At 47.1% G+C, this 16,459-nt stretch carries 14 protein-coding genes and 5 pseudogenes; 12 read left to right on the top strand and 7 right to left on the bottom strand.

From position 1 onward, the window contains the following. The first annotated feature begins 7 nt into the window (after positions 1–7). The 6 genes from N4J56_RS33665 (at position 8) to N4J56_RS33640 (ending at position 5,353) form a co-directional block, all read left to right on the top strand. Entirely contained in the window at positions 8–403 is a 396-nt protein-coding gene (locus N4J56_RS33665) for a hypothetical protein (protein WP_317111051.1), read from the top strand. Then, the gene (locus N4J56_RS33660; protein WP_317111050.1) at positions 400–807 is read left to right on the top strand and encodes a DUF928 domain-containing protein; all 408 of its coding nucleotides are present in this window, start codon (positions 400–402) and stop codon (positions 805–807) included. Before N4J56_RS33665 ends, N4J56_RS33660 begins: the two co-directional genes overlap by 4 nt. 9 nt (positions 808–816) lie before the next feature. Further along, positions 817–2,235, top strand: coding sequence for a CHASE2 domain-containing protein (locus N4J56_RS33655; RefSeq protein WP_317111048.1), 1,419 nt, complete (start codon positions 817–819; stop codon positions 2,233–2,235). Between the two features lie 18 nt (positions 2,236–2,253). After that, positions 2,254–2,919: a PAS domain-containing protein gene (locus N4J56_RS33650; RefSeq protein ID WP_317111046.1), complete on the top strand. Its 666-nt coding sequence runs from the start codon at positions 2,254–2,256 to the stop codon at positions 2,917–2,919. 255 nt (positions 2,920–3,174) lie between these two features. Continuing rightward, positions 3,175–4,311, top strand: coding sequence for a hypothetical protein (locus N4J56_RS33645; RefSeq protein WP_317111044.1), 1,137 nt, complete (start codon positions 3,175–3,177; stop codon positions 4,309–4,311). A 235-nt stretch (positions 4,312–4,546) separates the two neighbouring features. Beyond that, the gene (locus tag N4J56_RS33640) at positions 4,547–5,353 is read left to right on the top strand and encodes an IS5 family transposase (RefSeq protein ID WP_317104639.1); all 807 of its coding nucleotides are present in this window, start codon (positions 4,547–4,549) and stop codon (positions 5,351–5,353) included. On the opposite strand, the pseudogene N4J56_RS33635 reads toward N4J56_RS33640, so the two are convergent. Next, positions 5,334–6,020: pseudogene (locus N4J56_RS33635) on the bottom strand (serine/threonine protein kinase); the annotation flags it as partial. The gene N4J56_RS33640 and the pseudogene N4J56_RS33635 sit on opposite strands and share 20 nt — an antisense overlap. Positions 6,021–6,226: 206 nt before the next feature. Here N4J56_RS33635 and N4J56_RS33630 point away from each other — a divergent pair. Then, positions 6,227–6,592 (top strand): annotated as a pseudogene (locus N4J56_RS33630) (MBL fold metallo-hydrolase); the annotation flags it as partial. Positions 6,593–6,623: 31 nt separating this feature from the next. On the opposite strand, the pseudogene N4J56_RS33625 reads toward N4J56_RS33630, so the two are convergent. Together N4J56_RS33625 and N4J56_RS41505 are read right to left on the bottom strand one after the other, a co-directional pair. Further along, positions 6,624–7,395: pseudogene (locus tag N4J56_RS33625) on the bottom strand (IS1 family transposase). Positions 7,396–7,511: 116 nt separating this feature from the next. Beyond that, a pseudogene (locus tag N4J56_RS41505) lies at positions 7,512–7,643 on the bottom strand (IS6 family transposase); the annotation flags it as partial. Between the two features lie 191 nt (positions 7,644–7,834). Here N4J56_RS41505 and N4J56_RS33620 point away from each other — a divergent pair. Next, on the top strand, positions 7,835–8,581 hold the full coding sequence (locus N4J56_RS33620) for a sterol desaturase family protein (protein WP_317111040.1): 747 nt from the start codon (positions 7,835–7,837) through the stop codon (positions 8,579–8,581). Positions 8,582–8,748: 167 nt separating this feature from the next. Here N4J56_RS33620 and N4J56_RS33615 read toward each other — a convergent pair whose 3' ends face one another. Together N4J56_RS33615 and N4J56_RS33610 are read right to left on the bottom strand one after the other, a co-directional pair. Then, positions 8,749–9,921, bottom strand: a complete 1,173-nt coding sequence (locus tag N4J56_RS33615; RefSeq protein WP_317111039.1) for a hypothetical protein — start codon at positions 9,919–9,921, stop codon at positions 8,749–8,751. Beyond that, on the bottom strand, positions 9,914–10,504 hold the full coding sequence (locus N4J56_RS33610; protein WP_317111038.1) for a hypothetical protein: 591 nt from the start codon (positions 10,502–10,504) through the stop codon (positions 9,914–9,916). Before N4J56_RS33610 ends, N4J56_RS33615 begins: the two co-directional genes overlap by 8 nt. 91 nt (positions 10,505–10,595) lie before the next feature. Between N4J56_RS33610 and N4J56_RS33605 the strand changes: the two genes are divergently transcribed. From N4J56_RS33605 to N4J56_RS33590, 4 genes and pseudogenes are all read left to right on the top strand, one after another. After that, the gene (locus N4J56_RS33605; RefSeq protein WP_317104593.1) at positions 10,596–11,864 is read left to right on the top strand and encodes an IS701 family transposase; all 1,269 of its coding nucleotides are present in this window, start codon (positions 10,596–10,598) and stop codon (positions 11,862–11,864) included. 379 nt (positions 11,865–12,243) lie between these two features. Beyond that, entirely contained in the window at positions 12,244–12,558 is a 315-nt protein-coding gene (locus N4J56_RS33600) for a hypothetical protein (RefSeq protein ID WP_317111037.1), read from the top strand. Further along, positions 12,503–13,054: a transposase gene (locus N4J56_RS33595; protein ID WP_317111035.1), complete on the top strand. Its 552-nt coding sequence runs from the start codon at positions 12,503–12,505 to the stop codon at positions 13,052–13,054. The genes N4J56_RS33600 and N4J56_RS33595 overlap by 56 nt, the downstream gene beginning before the upstream one ends. Positions 13,055–13,218: 164 nt before the next feature. Next, positions 13,219–15,213 (top strand): annotated as a pseudogene (locus N4J56_RS33590) (ATP-binding protein); the annotation flags it as partial. A 19-nt stretch (positions 15,214–15,232) separates the two neighbouring features. On the opposite strand, the gene N4J56_RS33585 reads toward N4J56_RS33590, so the two are convergent. Next, positions 15,233–15,838: an IS630 family transposase gene (locus N4J56_RS33585; protein ID WP_410500594.1), complete on the bottom strand. Its 606-nt coding sequence runs from the start codon at positions 15,836–15,838 to the stop codon at positions 15,233–15,235. A gap of 50 nt (positions 15,839–15,888) precedes the next feature. After that, the gene (locus N4J56_RS33580) at positions 15,889–16,434 is read right to left on the bottom strand and encodes a helix-turn-helix domain-containing protein (RefSeq protein ID WP_317109060.1); all 546 of its coding nucleotides are present in this window, start codon (positions 16,432–16,434) and stop codon (positions 15,889–15,891) included. Between the last annotated feature and the right edge of the window lie 25 nt (positions 16,435–16,459).

Raw genomic sequence — 16,459 nt, 5'->3', positions numbered from 1 at the left:
TGAACAGATGAAAAAACCAACCGACGAACCCGATCGTCGTATCCTCGCCTACACAGTTGCTCGATGCCTGTGTATCGGATCGCTCGCTGCTATAACAAATTCATCATTGCCTGGGATGCTAGCACCAAACGGCTCTCCTGTCACTGCCGAAATTGTGGAAGGGTACGTCGTCCCCCCTCAAGGTTCGTCTCACCCGCAACGCAGCAGCGGTTCTGGCTCTCGCAGCGGCTGTCCTCGCTACAATAGTACTCAATTTCACCTGCTCGTCCCCAACGATCATGTTGCCGCTACTGCGACAAAATCACCTGCTTTTTTTGCTTACGTTTCTGAGGCGGACGTACCGCTGGCTCTGAGTGTCGTGCAACTGAAAGATCCTCCAAGTACGCTCTACAAAAAAGTTTGAAACTAGGGCAACCAGGGATCACAAAATTCGAGATTCCTAAAGAACGTCCTTTAAAGCTGCAAGAAGGGGAAGAATATCGCTTGACGCTTTCAATTATTTGCAATTCCAAGCGCCCGTCTAAAAATCCATACGTGCAAGTCGATTTCAAGTACGTCTCTGCTTCCCCAGCTTTACAGAAGCAACTGCAAGCAAATTCAGGCAACCGAGCGAAAATTTATGCTAAAGCCGGGATATGGTACGACGCGCTTGCCGCTAGCTATCAAAGCACCATTTCACCCGCTCGAAACGAGCCGTCGTCTGAATCGAATTTTTTCGCACATCTCCTACAGCAGATCGGAACTAGTCCAGAAGTTATGGAACAGGCCAAGCATCGAGTTTCAGAAAATATCATCGTCCTGAGATAATCCAGAATAATGCCAGGGAAAAGCCCAATTCTCTTTCAAAAGCGACATGACTTTCGCAGCTCGCTCGGATCGTTTCTCCTGATTTCGGGAGGTCTGCTTGTCATTATTATGGCGAGAGGGCTGGGATTGCTTCAATATTGGGAGTGGTCTGCCTATGATTGGTACGTGAAGCTGCGTCCCCCTGACTCCATCGAGCGGCGGATAGTTATCGTCGGCTACAGCGAAACTGACATTCAAAAGCTCGGGAAACCGATAATGTCCGATCGGACGTTGGCAGAGCTGATCGAGAAAATTCGCGCCCAACAGCCACGCGCGATCGGATTGGACATCTATCGCGATTTGCCCGAACCGCCGAGCTACAAAGAATTAGCAGAAAGCTTTAAATCCAGCGGCAGCAAAGAAGCGATCGCCGATCGAGTATTGACTGGTTACAAACAGCTAGAACGAGTCTTCCAATCTACGCCACAACTCGTTGGCGTTTGGAAGGTCGGAAATCCCGAGATTTTACCACCACCAACGCTACTGAAGTTAGGTCGAGTCGCATCGGTCGATCTGATCGAAGACGGCGATAAGGTCGTCAGGCGGGGAATGTTAATTATTACAAGTCAGACCAATCGGCACTTAACTAGCTTGGGCTTATCAGTCGCATTGAAATACTTGCGTAAAAGCCAAATCAAATTAAAGTTCGACAGCGAGAGTAATGTCATTTTGGGTCGAACTACGTTTCGACGGTTTACCGAAAATGATGGTGGATACGTGGGTGCTGACGCGGGTGGCAACCAAATCTTGCTCGACTTCCGCTCCCCGAATAGTTTCCCTGTCGTCTCCGTCACCGACGTGCTTCAAAATCGGGTTGGGGCAAATCTGTTCCGCGATCGCATCGTGTTGATCGGACCTACAGCCGAAAGCAAGAAGGATTTTTTCTTTACGCCTCATAGCAGGGAGCTAGGAGGGTTCCCACGACAAGTTCCAGGAGTAGAAATCCAAGCGAATATAGCTAGCCAAGTTCTTGCCTCCACGCTCGACGGCAGACCCCTGATTCAAACTTGGTCGGACCCCTTCGAGTACCTTTTTATTCTGAGCTGGGGTGCGATCGCGGCGCTCGTCACTTGGCAGCGTCGCCGCACGCGAGTCAACGAATCCAAAAGACTGACATTCTTAGCGCTAGCATTGTTCTTTTGCTTGCTGCTTGGTTTGCTCCTCGTAGGCACGACATATCTAGCTTTCGTGCAACAAGGCTATTGGCTACCAGTAGTCCCCGCTCTTGGCACCCTCCTCTGGGGAACGATTTCAGTGATTCTGCTCGATTACATCGAGCGGGAACGGCAGTGGAAAAGGAGGCTGAAACAGAAAAACGCGACTGTGTGCCGCGAGAAAGAAGAAAAGCGACTGGCTTTGGAAACGGCAAAAGTCGGAATTTGGCATTGAGACATTGCCACAGATGCAGTGACGTTATCGGAAGAGTGCGTGCGTCTATTCGCAATTGGGGAGGCTTTACTACCGAGAACTTTGACTGATTTTGTCAATCTCATCCACCCAGAAGATCGCGATCGCTTCCGAGACAGCCTAGATGATTTAATAGAGACAAGAGAAAAAAACCTGGGAAAGAAAAGAATAGATCTGCGGCTTTGCACCAACCAATGGTCAGACAAAGAACCATATCATATTGCTATGTTTATCGAACTTGATAAACAGCATAGAAGAGCATTCGGCACGATCGTCAACCGCACTCACATTTACCGGGAGACATTAGCTCAGAGACAGCGGATTGACAAGTTAGACCGATTATTAGGACAGAGCGATCTCGCGATTTTCACTCTCGACCTGAATGGTGATATTACGTACTATACGCCATCCGTTTCGGTCATTTTCGGGTACGGTTTGAATGAATTAAAAGGAATAAATATGATCGATCTAGTCCATTTCGACGAGCGAAGCAGTCTAGCCCAGGTAATTATGTACGACCGAGATAATTTGCTCGACGGGCAAAAGATTCAATGTCGGCTGATTTGTGTCGATGGAAGTATGCTGGCGATCAAATTGCAGGTATTTAATAATTTGGCAGACCCCCTCTTAGATTGTTTGACTTTATATTGCTGGCGGATAGACTGAAGTTACGATATAATTGGGTGACAGTATTCTTTACCGCTCGGGCAACAAGCCGCTATACTAAGCAAAGTTATATCCAGACAGGGATCGGGTCTTAAAAGGATAATCCTTTTGAGCGCGGGATCTCGAACCACGAATGTCGCACCTGGGTGAAGAAGCAAACTTGGATTCGCTCTACTGTTAGTCGCGCGCTTTGCGTAACTAGTTCGAGCATCGCTAGTTTCTAGCTATTAAAATCGTCAAATCAAATCTAAAAGTATGGTAGGGAAGCTAGATAGGAAAACAGTTGCTCAACTTGTAGAAGAAGCAGAAAAGCTGACCCCCAGAGAACTCTACGTGTTGATATCGAAGCTGATCGGAAATCTGAAAGCTGACTACGCGCTGGCGTTGAGCGAGGATCTAGAAAAAGTTACTACTGATAAGTTATTAGAAGAAGATCGGAATGCAATTAAGATAGAGTATCGAGTTCAACCCCGCTTTTCCAAAAGAGCCAATAAAATTATTAATAACATATATGCTTGGATTGTCGGATGGAGTGCAAGTAGAGAAAATAAGTACATGGGTCCTGCCTATTTTTTACCTCACGTCAAGTATCGAATTGTCGATCGAAAAACCAAAACTGTCAGTACATTAGTCGGGCTGGGATTTCATCGCGAACAAGAGCAAGTTTTTTTGAAAATCCTCTATCTGACTCCAACTCGTTCGATCGAGAGCTATCTTTATTACGATGCCAGCCGCTCGATGCCAACAGCACCTAGAGCCGAGCTAGAAGAAACGTTGATTGCGCCGGTCGAGATTCAGTGTTTGGGAATCGTGGAGAACGATCCAGATGTCGAGCGAGAAGCAACACAGAGCTTGAGCGACACGCTAGTTGAAGCAGTGGCGACAATGGTTGTCAAAGAAGACTTGGGTGTTACTCAAGCACCAGAACGCCCCGCGAGCGCGAAAAAAGTTCTTCCTACAAACGAACCACAACCCCCCCAAGCACCAGCGGTAAAAACAAAAACTACAAAAACTATTTCGTATAAGCGGCTCAAGGAAAGAACGATTAGGAAAGAACTCGAACCGAAGGTGCTAGAGCGAGTGCAGCAGTGGCTCAAACTGAGTCGAGTTGCACCTAACGTTACTCAATGGCGACTCCGAGAAGAAGAAGATAAGTTGTCGATGGTTGATGCCAAAGATATAGCTCTGGTCAGCTATTGCCGCACGAGCCGACAGCTATGCGTAGAAAATATTCGGTCTTTAGCCGGTAGCCTAAAGACGATTGCGGAGGCGATTATCAAAACGGATTCTCTTCCCCTCTCTTATCATGAAGCCGCGCTGCGATGGTTAAATCAAATAGATTCTGCGCCTAGTGGTGCAGACGAGTTGCTAGATAATTTATTCTTTTTATAGAAAAACTTAACGTATTTGAAAAGAATTTGATTAAATCTAAGTTTTCTTCTAAAATATTAGCAGAAAGCGCTAGCTCTAAAAAGTTTACGAAGTTCCACAGTGACTTTGGCTGACGGATAAGCGAGCAGTAACCATACAATAAATCAACCGGAGTGCGGCAAGCGCAACCGCAAAGAAATTTCTTGTCTTATCCCTAGAGGGTGTTATGAACTTTTAGGATCGCTAGAGTAGGAATATGGAAAGAAAAGCATATCCTACTGATGTCAGTGATGACGAGTGGACATTTGTTGCCCCTTATCTTACTTTGATGAGCGAAGAAGCACCGCAACGAGAACATAGTCTCAGGGAAGTGTTTAACGGGTTGCGTTGGCTGGTTCGCTCTGGTGCCTCTTGGCGCATGATGCCGCATGACCTTCCGCCTTGGGCAGCAGTTTATCAGCAAACTCAACGGTGGATTGATGCAGGAGTATTTGAGGCAATTGTAGACGACCTCCGAACACTACTGCGGTTGGCTGCCGGACGCAAGGAGACCCCAACTGCGGTGATTCTCGACAGTCGCACCCTACAGTCAACCCCTGAAAGTGGAGGACGAGCTGGGTATGACGGTGGTAAACGCAAGAAGGGCAGCAAGGTACATGTTGCAGTTGATACTCTGGGACATTTGTTAGGACTGGTAGTGACCCCTGCGAACGAACAAGACCGCTCCCAGGTACAGGAACTTGCTCAACAAGTGCAAGAAATTACTGGTGAGACGGTGGAAATTGCCTTTGTGGATCAAGGGTATACCGGAGAACAAGCCGCTCAGGAGGCTGCCGTAGAAGGTATCCAATTGGAAGTCGTCAAACTACCAGAAGCCAAGAAGGGATTTGTTTTACTTCCTCGCAGGTGGGTAGTGGAGCGAAGTTTTGCGTGGACTGGGCGCTTTCGGCGCTTAACAAGAGATTATGAACGTTTAGCACAGACATTAGTTGGTTTTCATTTTGTTGCCTTTGCCGTCATAATGCTCAGGCGATTTGTAGATTTGGTAAGGCAAAGTGCATAACACGCTCTAGTATGTCTGTTGTCGGGAACGGTAGTTGTCCGGTGAGCAGTTGGTAGAATGTTACGCCGAGCGAGTAAAAATCGGTGCGGTAATCGAGGAAACGATTCATCCGCCCCGTTTGCTCAGGAGAAATGTAGGCAAGCGTACCTTCTAATACATGAAGACTTTTGAAGCTGGGATTTGTGCGATTAAACTGGGTGGCAATACCGAAATCAATTATTTTGACAACGCCAGTATTCGGATTAAGGACGATGTTGCCAGGATTGATATCTTTGTGGATGACATTAGCGTGATGAATTCTGCCCAGAATCTCTGTAATGTCAATGGCTAATCGAAAGAAATTGGCTAAGGGCATGGGGCAGAATCTTTCTGGACGCTGCTGCATCCATCTCTCGATAGATTCTCCTCCAAAATCTTCTAAGATAATAGCGAGCGTGCGTTGATAGTTTTGTTGGCTGTATGCCTTGACAACTCCTGGAAGATTCAGGAAACGCGTAATTTCATATTCCTGTCTATAGCGGGTTAATTCCTGGGGAGAGGGGTAATCTTGCTTGAGCAGTTTGACAACGATCGCCTGCCCGTCTTGCTCTCTGATGCCCCGATATACAACAGATGCCGCACTCTCATAGATTTTGCTATCGATGGCGACTCCAGGTAGGGCAATCATACAACTCTCTGCCGATGAGTGTCATCACTTGTATCATAAAGTATATTGTTCGTGTCGTTTGCCAAATTCCTAAAAATAGAATAATTGGGCAAATTTGTTTGCTGCTAGCTCTGCTCAACGGTTCAACCTCTATGGTTTGGAGTGAGACAGGATTCTGCACCGCTACATTTTCTCCAATGAGCGCATGATTCATGAAAACGGCGGTTCTTGGTCTAGAACATGCTGCTTATCACGTTGAAACTGAGGATGGTGCTGTCTGGATTGATTGTCCATCCGCATTCAATCGAGACTTGGAACCAGTCGAGGCGATCTACTTCACTCATAAAGATTTTTTGGGTGCATCCAACCAGTATCGCGAGTTATGGAATGCAAAAGTCTATCTGCACGCGCTTGATGCCGAGATTTCAATTGCTAAACCATTTCTAGTCGATCGCGCATTTGATGGTGACTTCACCGAGCATGGCATCGAAGCGTTTCATATTGGCGGACACTCACCAGGCTTCACGATGTACATCTACGGCAAGGTGTTGTTTATCTGCGACTATGCATTTCCACCTGGAGCTAAAATGCGGCTCGGTGATGTTGTCAATTTGTTGTTTGTCCCTAAATTGGTAGTCCAAACTCATAGCAATTGATGAATAGACCAATCACTAAATCGTGCATCTCCTCAGATTTGGAAAAACAAATAGTCCTACGCGCAAGTCGCTTGATTCTAGTTCTGAGTCGAAGATGTTTGCGCTCAATCCTTTGAGTCTTCCGTTTACCCACTTCATGCATTTGTGCTGGTAGATGTCTTTGGTAGGCACCCCATGCATCAGTACAGAACTTTTTGATACCAAAGGGTTCAAGTAGCCTTTTGAGTTGAAGAAACACTTCATCCTTACGCCTACCGAATACATACGCTAAGACCTGACCAGTTCGGCGGTCAATTGCATGCCATAACCATCTGGGATTAGTTTTCTTGCCTACATAACTCCACATTTCATCTAGCTCGGATTCCTCAATCCCAAGTTCTGATTCAACTTCTACTTTTTCAAATATTACCTCGACTTGCTCTGGCTGGAGTTGGCTTAATAGCTTTTGGTTAACGGGTTTGAGGTAAGCGAGTTTTTTTTAATTCCCGAATAACTGTTGAGGTGCTGATACGCAAAACCCTGGCAATATCTCTTACTCCACTCCCATTGAGTGTCATCTCCACTATTTGCTGCTTTACTTCTCGGTTCCGTCCAGGGTAAGCAGAGTTCAAGCTAAAAGTCTGATATGGGCATTCTGGTTCCAGACAACGGAAGCGTTGCTTGCCATTAGTTGATTTTCCATGCCTAACTACTTCACTACTTTGGCAATGGGGACAACGAACCGCCACTAAAACTGTCATACTAAACTAGCCTACTCCTAGATTTTGCTCCTTTACTCTTAGTCTATCCACAAATCGATAACATTACCGATTTTGTTTTCCATGCCTGCATTCACTAATCGCGTTATCAGTCAACGATCTTGTTCAATGATATTGTTCAAGTATTTCTTTTGCCGCAACTGTGTTGCCTCTTCTAGCATTTCATCTGCTTTCAAAGTCTCGATGGCTTTTGGAGCGACTACATTTTTATCCACCGTAATCCGGCGCGGCGATTATTGGGTCTGCCTTGGCTTCAATACTTTACGGAAAAAACGTTCTAACGTCCTCACAGTTACTTGCTCTGCTCGGTTCTACTTCCAACCGTCTTTTTAAACTGCTCGAAGCACGACTCACACTGCTTGCGATAGAGGAGAGAAGTCATTAGGCTTGTTAAGCTTCAAGCCGTACAACAGCTAGTTTCATGCCAAATTTTTGCTTGATTTTACCAAAGCTCTGGTTCTGCTGGTCGGGATTTTTCGGGATGATTCTACTGCGATACTTCCTGACTGCTGGCGGAGCGTACTGGTTTTGCTATTCGGTTGTAAGAAAGCCTTTGATTCGGGGTAGCTGGCAGCAGAATTTGGTAATGCTGCCATTAATTCGTCAGGATATCGAACTGTCCGTACTCTCGGCAGCAGTGTTTGCGCTCGGCGCTGTCGCAACTGTATTAGGGTACGAGTCGGGAGCAACGCTATTGTATGTTTCTCTACACGAGTATGGACTGTGGTATGTAGGGGTCAGTTTTGTTGCCGTTCTGCTGCTCCAGGATGCATACTTTTACTTTGCTCATCGCGCATTTCATCACCCCAAGCTCTTCAGATGGCTGCATCACGGTCACCATCGGTCGCGACAGCCAACACCGTGGACATCCTTCGCCTTTGACTTGCCAGAAGCTTTAGTACACGCGCTGTTCTTAGTCGGTGTAGTCTTCTTAATTCCACTTCACTGGATTACCTTAATTGCCATACTGATGACAATGACAATCTGGGCAACGATCACTCACCTTGGATTTGAGCTATTTGGCAGATCCAAGGTGAGCCAATGGCTGGGAAGGTGGTTGATTGGTTCAACACATCACTCGTTGCATCATCGCAAGTATCGGGTACACTATGGACTCTACTTCACCTTTTGGGACAAGTTACTCGGAACTCAAGCGGCTGATTACTAATTGGCGCAGGCAACGGTTGTGCTATGCCGACGAGCGGTTGTCAATCCCAGTAGGATTCTTCAGCAGAATCCCAGTAGCCGTCTAGGAAGGAAATTGCGCTCGACTGCTCCTCTTCCCCCAATTTCTCCCCCCTAATTCATCGGTAGTTGACCGCGTGCAATCGCCCTTCACTGACTCACACCATAATCTTTCTCCATCACTTCTAGATACCTCAACTGCCTTGGTGTCAAATATAACGACCGCTGAATCGTCTCTAAAATCGCATAATCTACTGCTTCCAACTCGGCTTTCAACAAGTTGCTAATTCGCGATGAAACTGACAATAAAGTAATGCGATGCCGAAGGCGGTTCGCTTCGCGAGCATCGCCATCAGTCATGTCTATCTGTTCCACTTCTTCTTCTCGACACTGGATCGTTTCACCTTTGAGGCTAATATATATGTGAAAGCAATTGTTGCCAATATGTTGAACGATCCCCCAATAACCATCGTAGGGTCGTAAGTCTGCGTTTTTAAATCCCCGAACAACGATCGCATCTTCAACCCGACAAGAGCTGCGATCGCACAGAGGAACATAAGTGCGTTCCTTGACCGCATCCACAATACTGCGTTTTGCTGCATTTTTATCAGTTAGTAGCATCGTTGCCACCGCAGCACTTACGTCACGAGCAGTCATCGGGCGATCGCCTGCACTCTGGGTTGCTTGGGACAGCGCCTCTGTGTAGTACTCCGGCTTGAGTTTAGAGAGCGGGCGTAGATGCGATTCGCTAAATGTTCCCACTGGAACGTGTAAATATTGAGTTTCGATTCTGCCTGCAAGCAACTCTTTCTGTAGAGTGGAACGTGCTTTGACAAACAAGCTTGAGTTCATCAGTTGCGCCATGCTGCTAAACCCCAAGGCTAGGTAGCCCTCTCTTGCCTCTAGCTCCACTAGCAATGCTCGAATTTGATTGCACAACTGATTGATCTGCTCAATTGTCGCTCTGGCTTCTTCTGCTGTCATCGGAGCCGACGATAATACTTCAATATTAAACGATGTTCCAAATGTCACATCGTTTGACATTAAACGATTTGTGGAAAGCTTGATTGAGTTGTCGGAAGTCTCCAGAGCAACTATTTCCTCTATCTCATTTGGTGTTTGTCGAATCAATTTCAAACACTTAAGCGGTATTCTTTCTCTTTCACCACCATCTAGTGCTACGATGCCTGCGTCAAAAGAAGGCAGCGCCGTAATTTCACCTGACATCCCAGCCAACAGCGGATGAACCGCAACTATCACGCGAGCGCCGATTTGGAAATTGCAACTAGCAACATCCGTGCTGCTCACAGTATTACTATCCATAGCAAAATTCCTGCTCTAAGGAGTTGCCTACTCTTGCGATCGCTATTACCCGATCGCACAGTTGTTGATGCTTTTTCTGCTTGATTTTCTCAATTTGCTCTCGACACATTCTCAATCCCGATTCACACACCTGTCGCCCAACATCGAAGCTACCGAGCGAGCGCTGCATGAACTCGGTTGCTCGAACCACGAAACGATTTACCGTCACCATCTGCTCTCCTAAATCGTTCCACCAAGTTCCGGTATCGCGCCATCCTCGCAATCTTGCTGCTGCTAGTTTTTCTGACAGCGAACCCGTAGCGGAATTTGACAGGTCAATTTCGTTTACTGCTTTGTTAGCAGGGAGAGCAGAAGTACCCTGTAAGGGTACTTCTGCCTCCTGCTGGGTGTGTATTTCATTTACCTGTAAAGCAGATACACAGGTGTCTGAGTTTGATTGGCTGGGATCGTTAGCTTTGAATGGAATGACTTTGCGCTCGCCAGCTTTACGGTAGATCGTAGGCGATAAACTTTGCTGCGAGTGCTGCGTGTCCGTCTGGTTCTTTTCTTGAGGTACAAGTATGCACCAATCAGAAAACGGCATTAGTGGGACTTTGTAAGAAAGATGGAGCAAATTGAGCTAGAATGCGGGTAGGAGTTGCGTTTTACGTCAGTCTCGACAGGAGCAACGTAAGGTGAAAGATCAAGTACCAGCAGCGATGCCGCAGTGCTTTGAGAACTGGTGTCGTCGGTTTGATGATGTATTTTCGCGTCAGAAGCAGCGGCAGGAATTTCGTGTTTATCTAGGGGGACTGCTGGGTGAGAGTCAGCGCAAAAACCTGAGCCAACTGGTCACAAATACAGTAGATGGCTCCTACAACAGCCTCAGACATTTTCTCAACAATGCCCCTTGGGATGAAGTCAAGCTAAATAATCGGCGGTTGGAGGTGATGCACCAGTGTCGCCAGACGACCCCGAGTCAAGGTTTCACATTGATTGTAGATGATTCGGGACATCGCAAAAGTGGTGCGGCTACTGATGGGGTAGGACGGCAGTACATTGGGGAGATTGGCAAGACTGACAATGGTATTGTGCTGCTGACTACCTACTTGTATGATGGAGTGCGACGTCTGCCGTTAGATGTTGCACTCTATCAACACGCAAGTTTATTCGAGCAAGGCAAGGCAGACCCCAACTTCCAGAAAAAACCTGACCTGGCTCTAGACTTGGTTGACCAATGCTTGAAGCGCGGTTATCGACCGGGTGTGACTGTAATTGATGCAGGCTACGGTAATAACACGCCTTTTCTCAAGCAGTTGGAGTCGAGAAACCTAACTTACGTGGCAGCAATCGCCAAAAACCGCCAAGTTACTGCTCAAACATCAGGTGATGAGTCTGCTCGTAAGCAGGGATTAGAAGCTATTGCTCAAACCTTGGCAGTGGAGCAGTTCACACCTGTGCAACTCAATCTGGAGCAGCCCCGGACAGTTTGGGTGGCGCTGTTACCAGTTCACGTTCCGAAGCTCGAAGGCACTCGCTGGCTGGCGATTCAACTCAATGCCTCTAGTTTCGAGCAAGCGACGGAGGTGGATTACTTTCTCACCAATGCCTCTGACAACCAAGTCAGTGCGGCTTGGGTAGCTCAAACATATTCTGCTCGCAACTGGGTGGAGGTCTTCTATCGAGAAGCCAAGGGCTGGTTGGGTTTGAGTGAGTATCAAGTTCGGGATGCTCTGAGTATGAAGCGTCATTGGGTTTTAGTGTTCATCGCTTACACCTTCATCCTTTGGCATCAGTTGACCGGCGGATTCCGCAGACGTTGGGCAACCAAACCCTTACAAACCTTTGCCGAAGCATTGGAGGCATTCCGCACCGCAGTCGAGTTTCGTTTGGTCCGCTGGCTTAATGAGCATGTTGATGTATTTGCCTCTCACAGAGCTAAGTTCGGCTATATTTGGGCTTAGAAAGTTTTAAAGTCCCACTAATCACAAAGGGGGTTGGCACAAAGAGATTGAAACCTTTAGTACCATGACTTGTGACTTACTGCGGTTATCGGACTGGTTAACGCAGCGTAGTTGTAGTCATGTAGCAATGGAGAGCACAGGTGAGTATTGGCGACCTGTGTTTAACATAATGGATAGCAAACTTCGAGGTGATACTGGTCAATGCTGCTCACATCAAGAATGTACCAGGGCGCAAAACAGATATCAAGGAAGCGAGCGTGGATTGCTGAGCTGCTACAGCATGGACTTGTGCGTGCCAGTTTTATTCCCTCAGTGGAGCAGCGAGACTTGCGAGATTTAGTGCGTCCGAAGTGCCAACTTTATTCGTGAGCGAGTCAATTTGGGAAACCGATTGCAGAAGGTATTGGAGGCAGCCAACATCAAGCTTGGTTGTGTGGCTTCCGATGTCATGGGTACATCAGGACGTGCAATGCTCAAGGCAATCGTGGGCGGAGAAGCGAACTCAGAGGTGATGGCAGAGCTTACTATTGGGCGGCTACGAAATAAGCAAGAACAGTTAAAGCAAGCTCTAGAAGGACGAGTGCGCTCGCATCATCGCTTCATTCTGGCAGAACTGCTATGTCACATTGATGGCATTGATGAGACGACTGAGCGCTTTAATCAAGAGACTTGTTGCATTCTGTCGCCCGTTTGAGGCGGCAGTACAACTACTAGATACCATTCCTGGAGTGGCAAGGCAGACTGCTGAAATCATTGTCTCAGAAATCGGCATTGACATGAATCGCTTCCCCACTGCCAATCATCTAGCTGCTTGGGCAGGACTTGCTCCAGGGAATTATGAGAGTGCGGAAAAGCGACTTTCTAGTAAAACGCGGCGCGGCAACCGAGTGCTGCGCGCAGCATTGGTACAAGCAGCTCATGCTTTGACCCAGACCAAAACCTACCTTGCAGCCCAGTTTCGACGTTTAACCCCACGACGTGGGAGGAAACGAGCAGCAGTGGCAGTTGCTCATTCCATTCTGGTGATTGCCTACCATTTGATCAAACGCAATGAGCCTTATCGAGATTTGGGAGCGAATTACTTTGACCAGCAGCGTCCAGAGGCAGCAACCAAATCTTTGGTGAAGCGATTAGAAAGACTGGGCTACCAGGTCTCACTTCAACCCCAAGCAACTGTAACAGCAGGTTAACTGTGGGGTGTATTTTCGAGTCAGATGAGGTGAAAACTTTGAAAGATAAACATTCTCGCTTTGAGCGTTAAATCGCGATCTTTGTTAAATTGTTTAATCTCTTGGAGTTGGGCAGACGATATACTTTGTGATATGGCTGATGACACTCATCGGGAGAGAGTTGAATGATTACCCTACCTGGAGTTGCCATCTTAAGCAAAATCTATGAAAGTTCGGCAACTCTAGTCTATCGGGGGATTAGAGAGCAGGATAATTGTGCAGTTGTCGCTAAAGTTCTCAAGCAAGATTATCCCTCTGCTGGGGAATTAACTCGCTACGCTCAGGAATATGAAATTACCCGTTCCCTCAAGCTCTCAGGCGTAGTTAAGGCATACAGCCAGCAAAACTATCAACGCACGCTCGCAATTCTTTTAGAAGATTTTGGAGGAGAATCTATCGAAAGGTGGATGCAGCAGTGTCCAGAAGAATTCTGCCCGATGCCCTTATCCAATTTCTTCCGATTGGCCATTGACATTACAGAGATTCTGGGCAGAATTCATCACGCTAATGTCATCCACAAAGATATCAATCCTGGCAACATCGTCTTCAATCCAGATAAGGGCGTGGTGAAAATCATTGATTTCGGCATTGCCACCCAATTTAACCGCACAAATCCCAGCTTCAAAAGTCTTCATGGCTTAGAAGGTACGCTTGCCTACATTTCTCCTGAGCAAACGGGGCGGATGAATCGTTTCCTCGATTACCGCACCGATTTTTACTCGCTCGGCGTAACATTCTACCAACTGCTCACCGGACAACTACCGTTCCCGACAACAGACATACTAGAGCTAGTTCATTGCCATATTGCCAAATCGCCTATTCCCCCTCACGAATTGAATGCAGCGATCCCCAAACCAGTTTCAGACATCATCATGAAATTGATGGCGAAAAATGCCCAAGATCGCTATGGGAGTGCCTGGGGAATTAAAGCAGATTTAGAAATGTGCGATCGCCAATTTGCTCAAAGCGGTCAAACCGAGCGCATCGAATTAGGTCTTCAAGATATTTCGGAGCAGTTTTACATTCCCCAAAAACTGTACGGACGAGAAGCCCAGATTAGAGAATTATTAGCGGCGTTTGACAGAGTAGCCGGAAAGGGAAATGAAGAAAATTCTCAACGATTCAACGTCGAAATGATGCTGGTTTCTGGTTACGCGGGAGTAGGCAAATCAGCATTAGTGCAGGAACTCTATAAACCCATCACGGCAAAACACGGCTATTTTATTTGGGGTAAGTTTGACCAATTGGGGCGCAATATTCCCTACAGTGCGATCGCCGATGCCCTAAAAAAACTAGTGCAGCAACTACTGGGGGAACCAGATGAGCAAATACAACAGTGGCGATCGCGTTTGCTCGCAGCATTGGGAAACAACGGACAACTGATCGTTAATGTTATCCCTGAAGTTGAGCTAATTATTGGCAAGCAGCCACCCGTAGCCCAAGTTGAAGCAACTGAAGCTCAAAATCGCTTCCATCTCGTCTTTCAAAATTTTGTGCGGGTGTTTTGCTCAAAAGAACATCCCTTGGTCATCTTCTTAGACGATTTACAGTGGATCGACTCAGCTACACTCAAGTTAATTGAGTTAATATTACTCGACAAGCAAGCCCAATATCTATTTTTGATTGGAGCCTATCGAGATAATGAAGTGACTCCAACGCATCCACTAAGATTGACGCTCTTAGAACTGCGAAAACAAGAGGTAGTGCTTCAGGAGATGACTTTAGCACCCTTAACGCCCGAACCGTTAAGTCAATTGATTGCCGAGACGCTACATCACAATGTTGACACCGTGCGTCCCCTCACCCAATTAGTGTTACGTAAAACCGAGGGCAACCCTTTCTTCTCATGTGAATTTTTGCGAATGCTTAAGGGCGAAAATCTGCTGACTTTTGATGCAGATCGCTTATGCTGGCAGTGGGACATTGCCCAGATTGAAGCCCAAGATATAACTGATAATGTGGTGGAGTTGCTGCTGCTCCAGTTAAAGAATCTGCCACAAGAAACACAGCAAATTCTCCGTTTAGCCGCTTGTATTGGAGCAGAATTCGATCTAGATACTCTTGCACTTGTTTGTGAAAAATCGCCGCCAGCAATTTCTCTAAATTTACTAGTAGAGGTTGGCGGAAATACGCCTACCGTTAAGCAGCCAGTGCCTTACCTTTATATGTCCACTGGAATGGTTTTGCCATCGTATGGTTGAAATAGGTAATGAATTCAAGGATACGCGCTTTCAAATCAGCTTGAGTGGTAAAACTGGCTCGCCTGAGTAGCTTCCGTACTAAGATACTGAACCAGATTTCAATCTGATTTAACCAGGAACAATGCTTGGGAGTGAAGTGAAACACAATTCGGTGGGTCGGATCACTCAAAAAAGCAGCGCGAGTGTGCATGGATTTGAGAATGCCCTGCTTGCCTTTAATCCCCAGGTCATCAGTGATTTGTTCAACTTGAGCGACAAACCGTACTAACGATTCTGATTGATGGATGTTTAAGCAGTCCATCACTAGGTGCCATTTGGAAGCATCGGCAGCCGTTGCCAGGGTTTGTTGGATATGGGTGAGATAGTCTGCCTCGGTGCGAGTCTCTCCAACGGTTGGATGAATCACTTGTCCACTGGCAACATCGAAACTAGCAATCAAGGTTTGGGTGCCGTGGCGAATGTACTCAAACTCCTGTCGTTCTCGCTTGCCTGGTCGCATCGGCAGGTTTTTGGCTTTCCGCTCCAGCGCTTGAATTCCGGTCATTTCGTCAATACTAATGGTTCGTTCTCCTGCCTTGGCTCGTTCTGAGGCACTCAAGTAGGTATCGCAGATGACGGTGACTTTGTCGTCGAACGCAGGGTCGGGGGGGGATTCAACCAGTAACCGGACTGATGTGGTTTGAGCGTCGCTTCCTCTAATAATCGTCCCACATGCCGAGGCGAGATCCGCTCTACAATTCCCTGTTTGACCAGTTCATCTGCCAGTTCTCTCGGTGTCCAATGACTGATGGGTCGCCCGTAGGTTTCTGGCTTGTCACAGGCTAAAGCAAACAATTGCAGCATTTGTTCCAGGCTAAATGTTGCAGGGGTTCCCGGACGTTCCGCATCCTGCAACCGTTCCTCTACAGGCAAATCTTTCTCGCTTAAGGTTAACCATCGTTCTCGCCATAACCTTGCCATGTCCCGACTGATATTCAGCCTGCTGGCAATCTCCCTGTGATTGTATCCCTCGTCTGCCAGCAGAATGATTTCGGCTCTCATGGCGATTTGTTGGGGGGTGCGATGTCGAGCTACTAATTGTTTGAGTTGTTGACGTGCGGTTTCATCTAACGTCAGAGGTTTAGGGGCTGATTTCGGCAAGGCGCTTGACTTATTCAGGAGAACC

Origin of the sequence: Chroococcidiopsis sp. SAG 2025 (assembly GCF_032860985.1) — a bacterium.
Classification (GTDB): Bacteria; Cyanobacteriota; Cyanobacteriia; order Cyanobacteriales; family Chroococcidiopsidaceae; genus Chroococcidiopsis.
The sequence above is the reverse complement of the archived record's forward strand: the minus strand, read 5'-3'. Positions and strand labels throughout refer to the sequence as shown.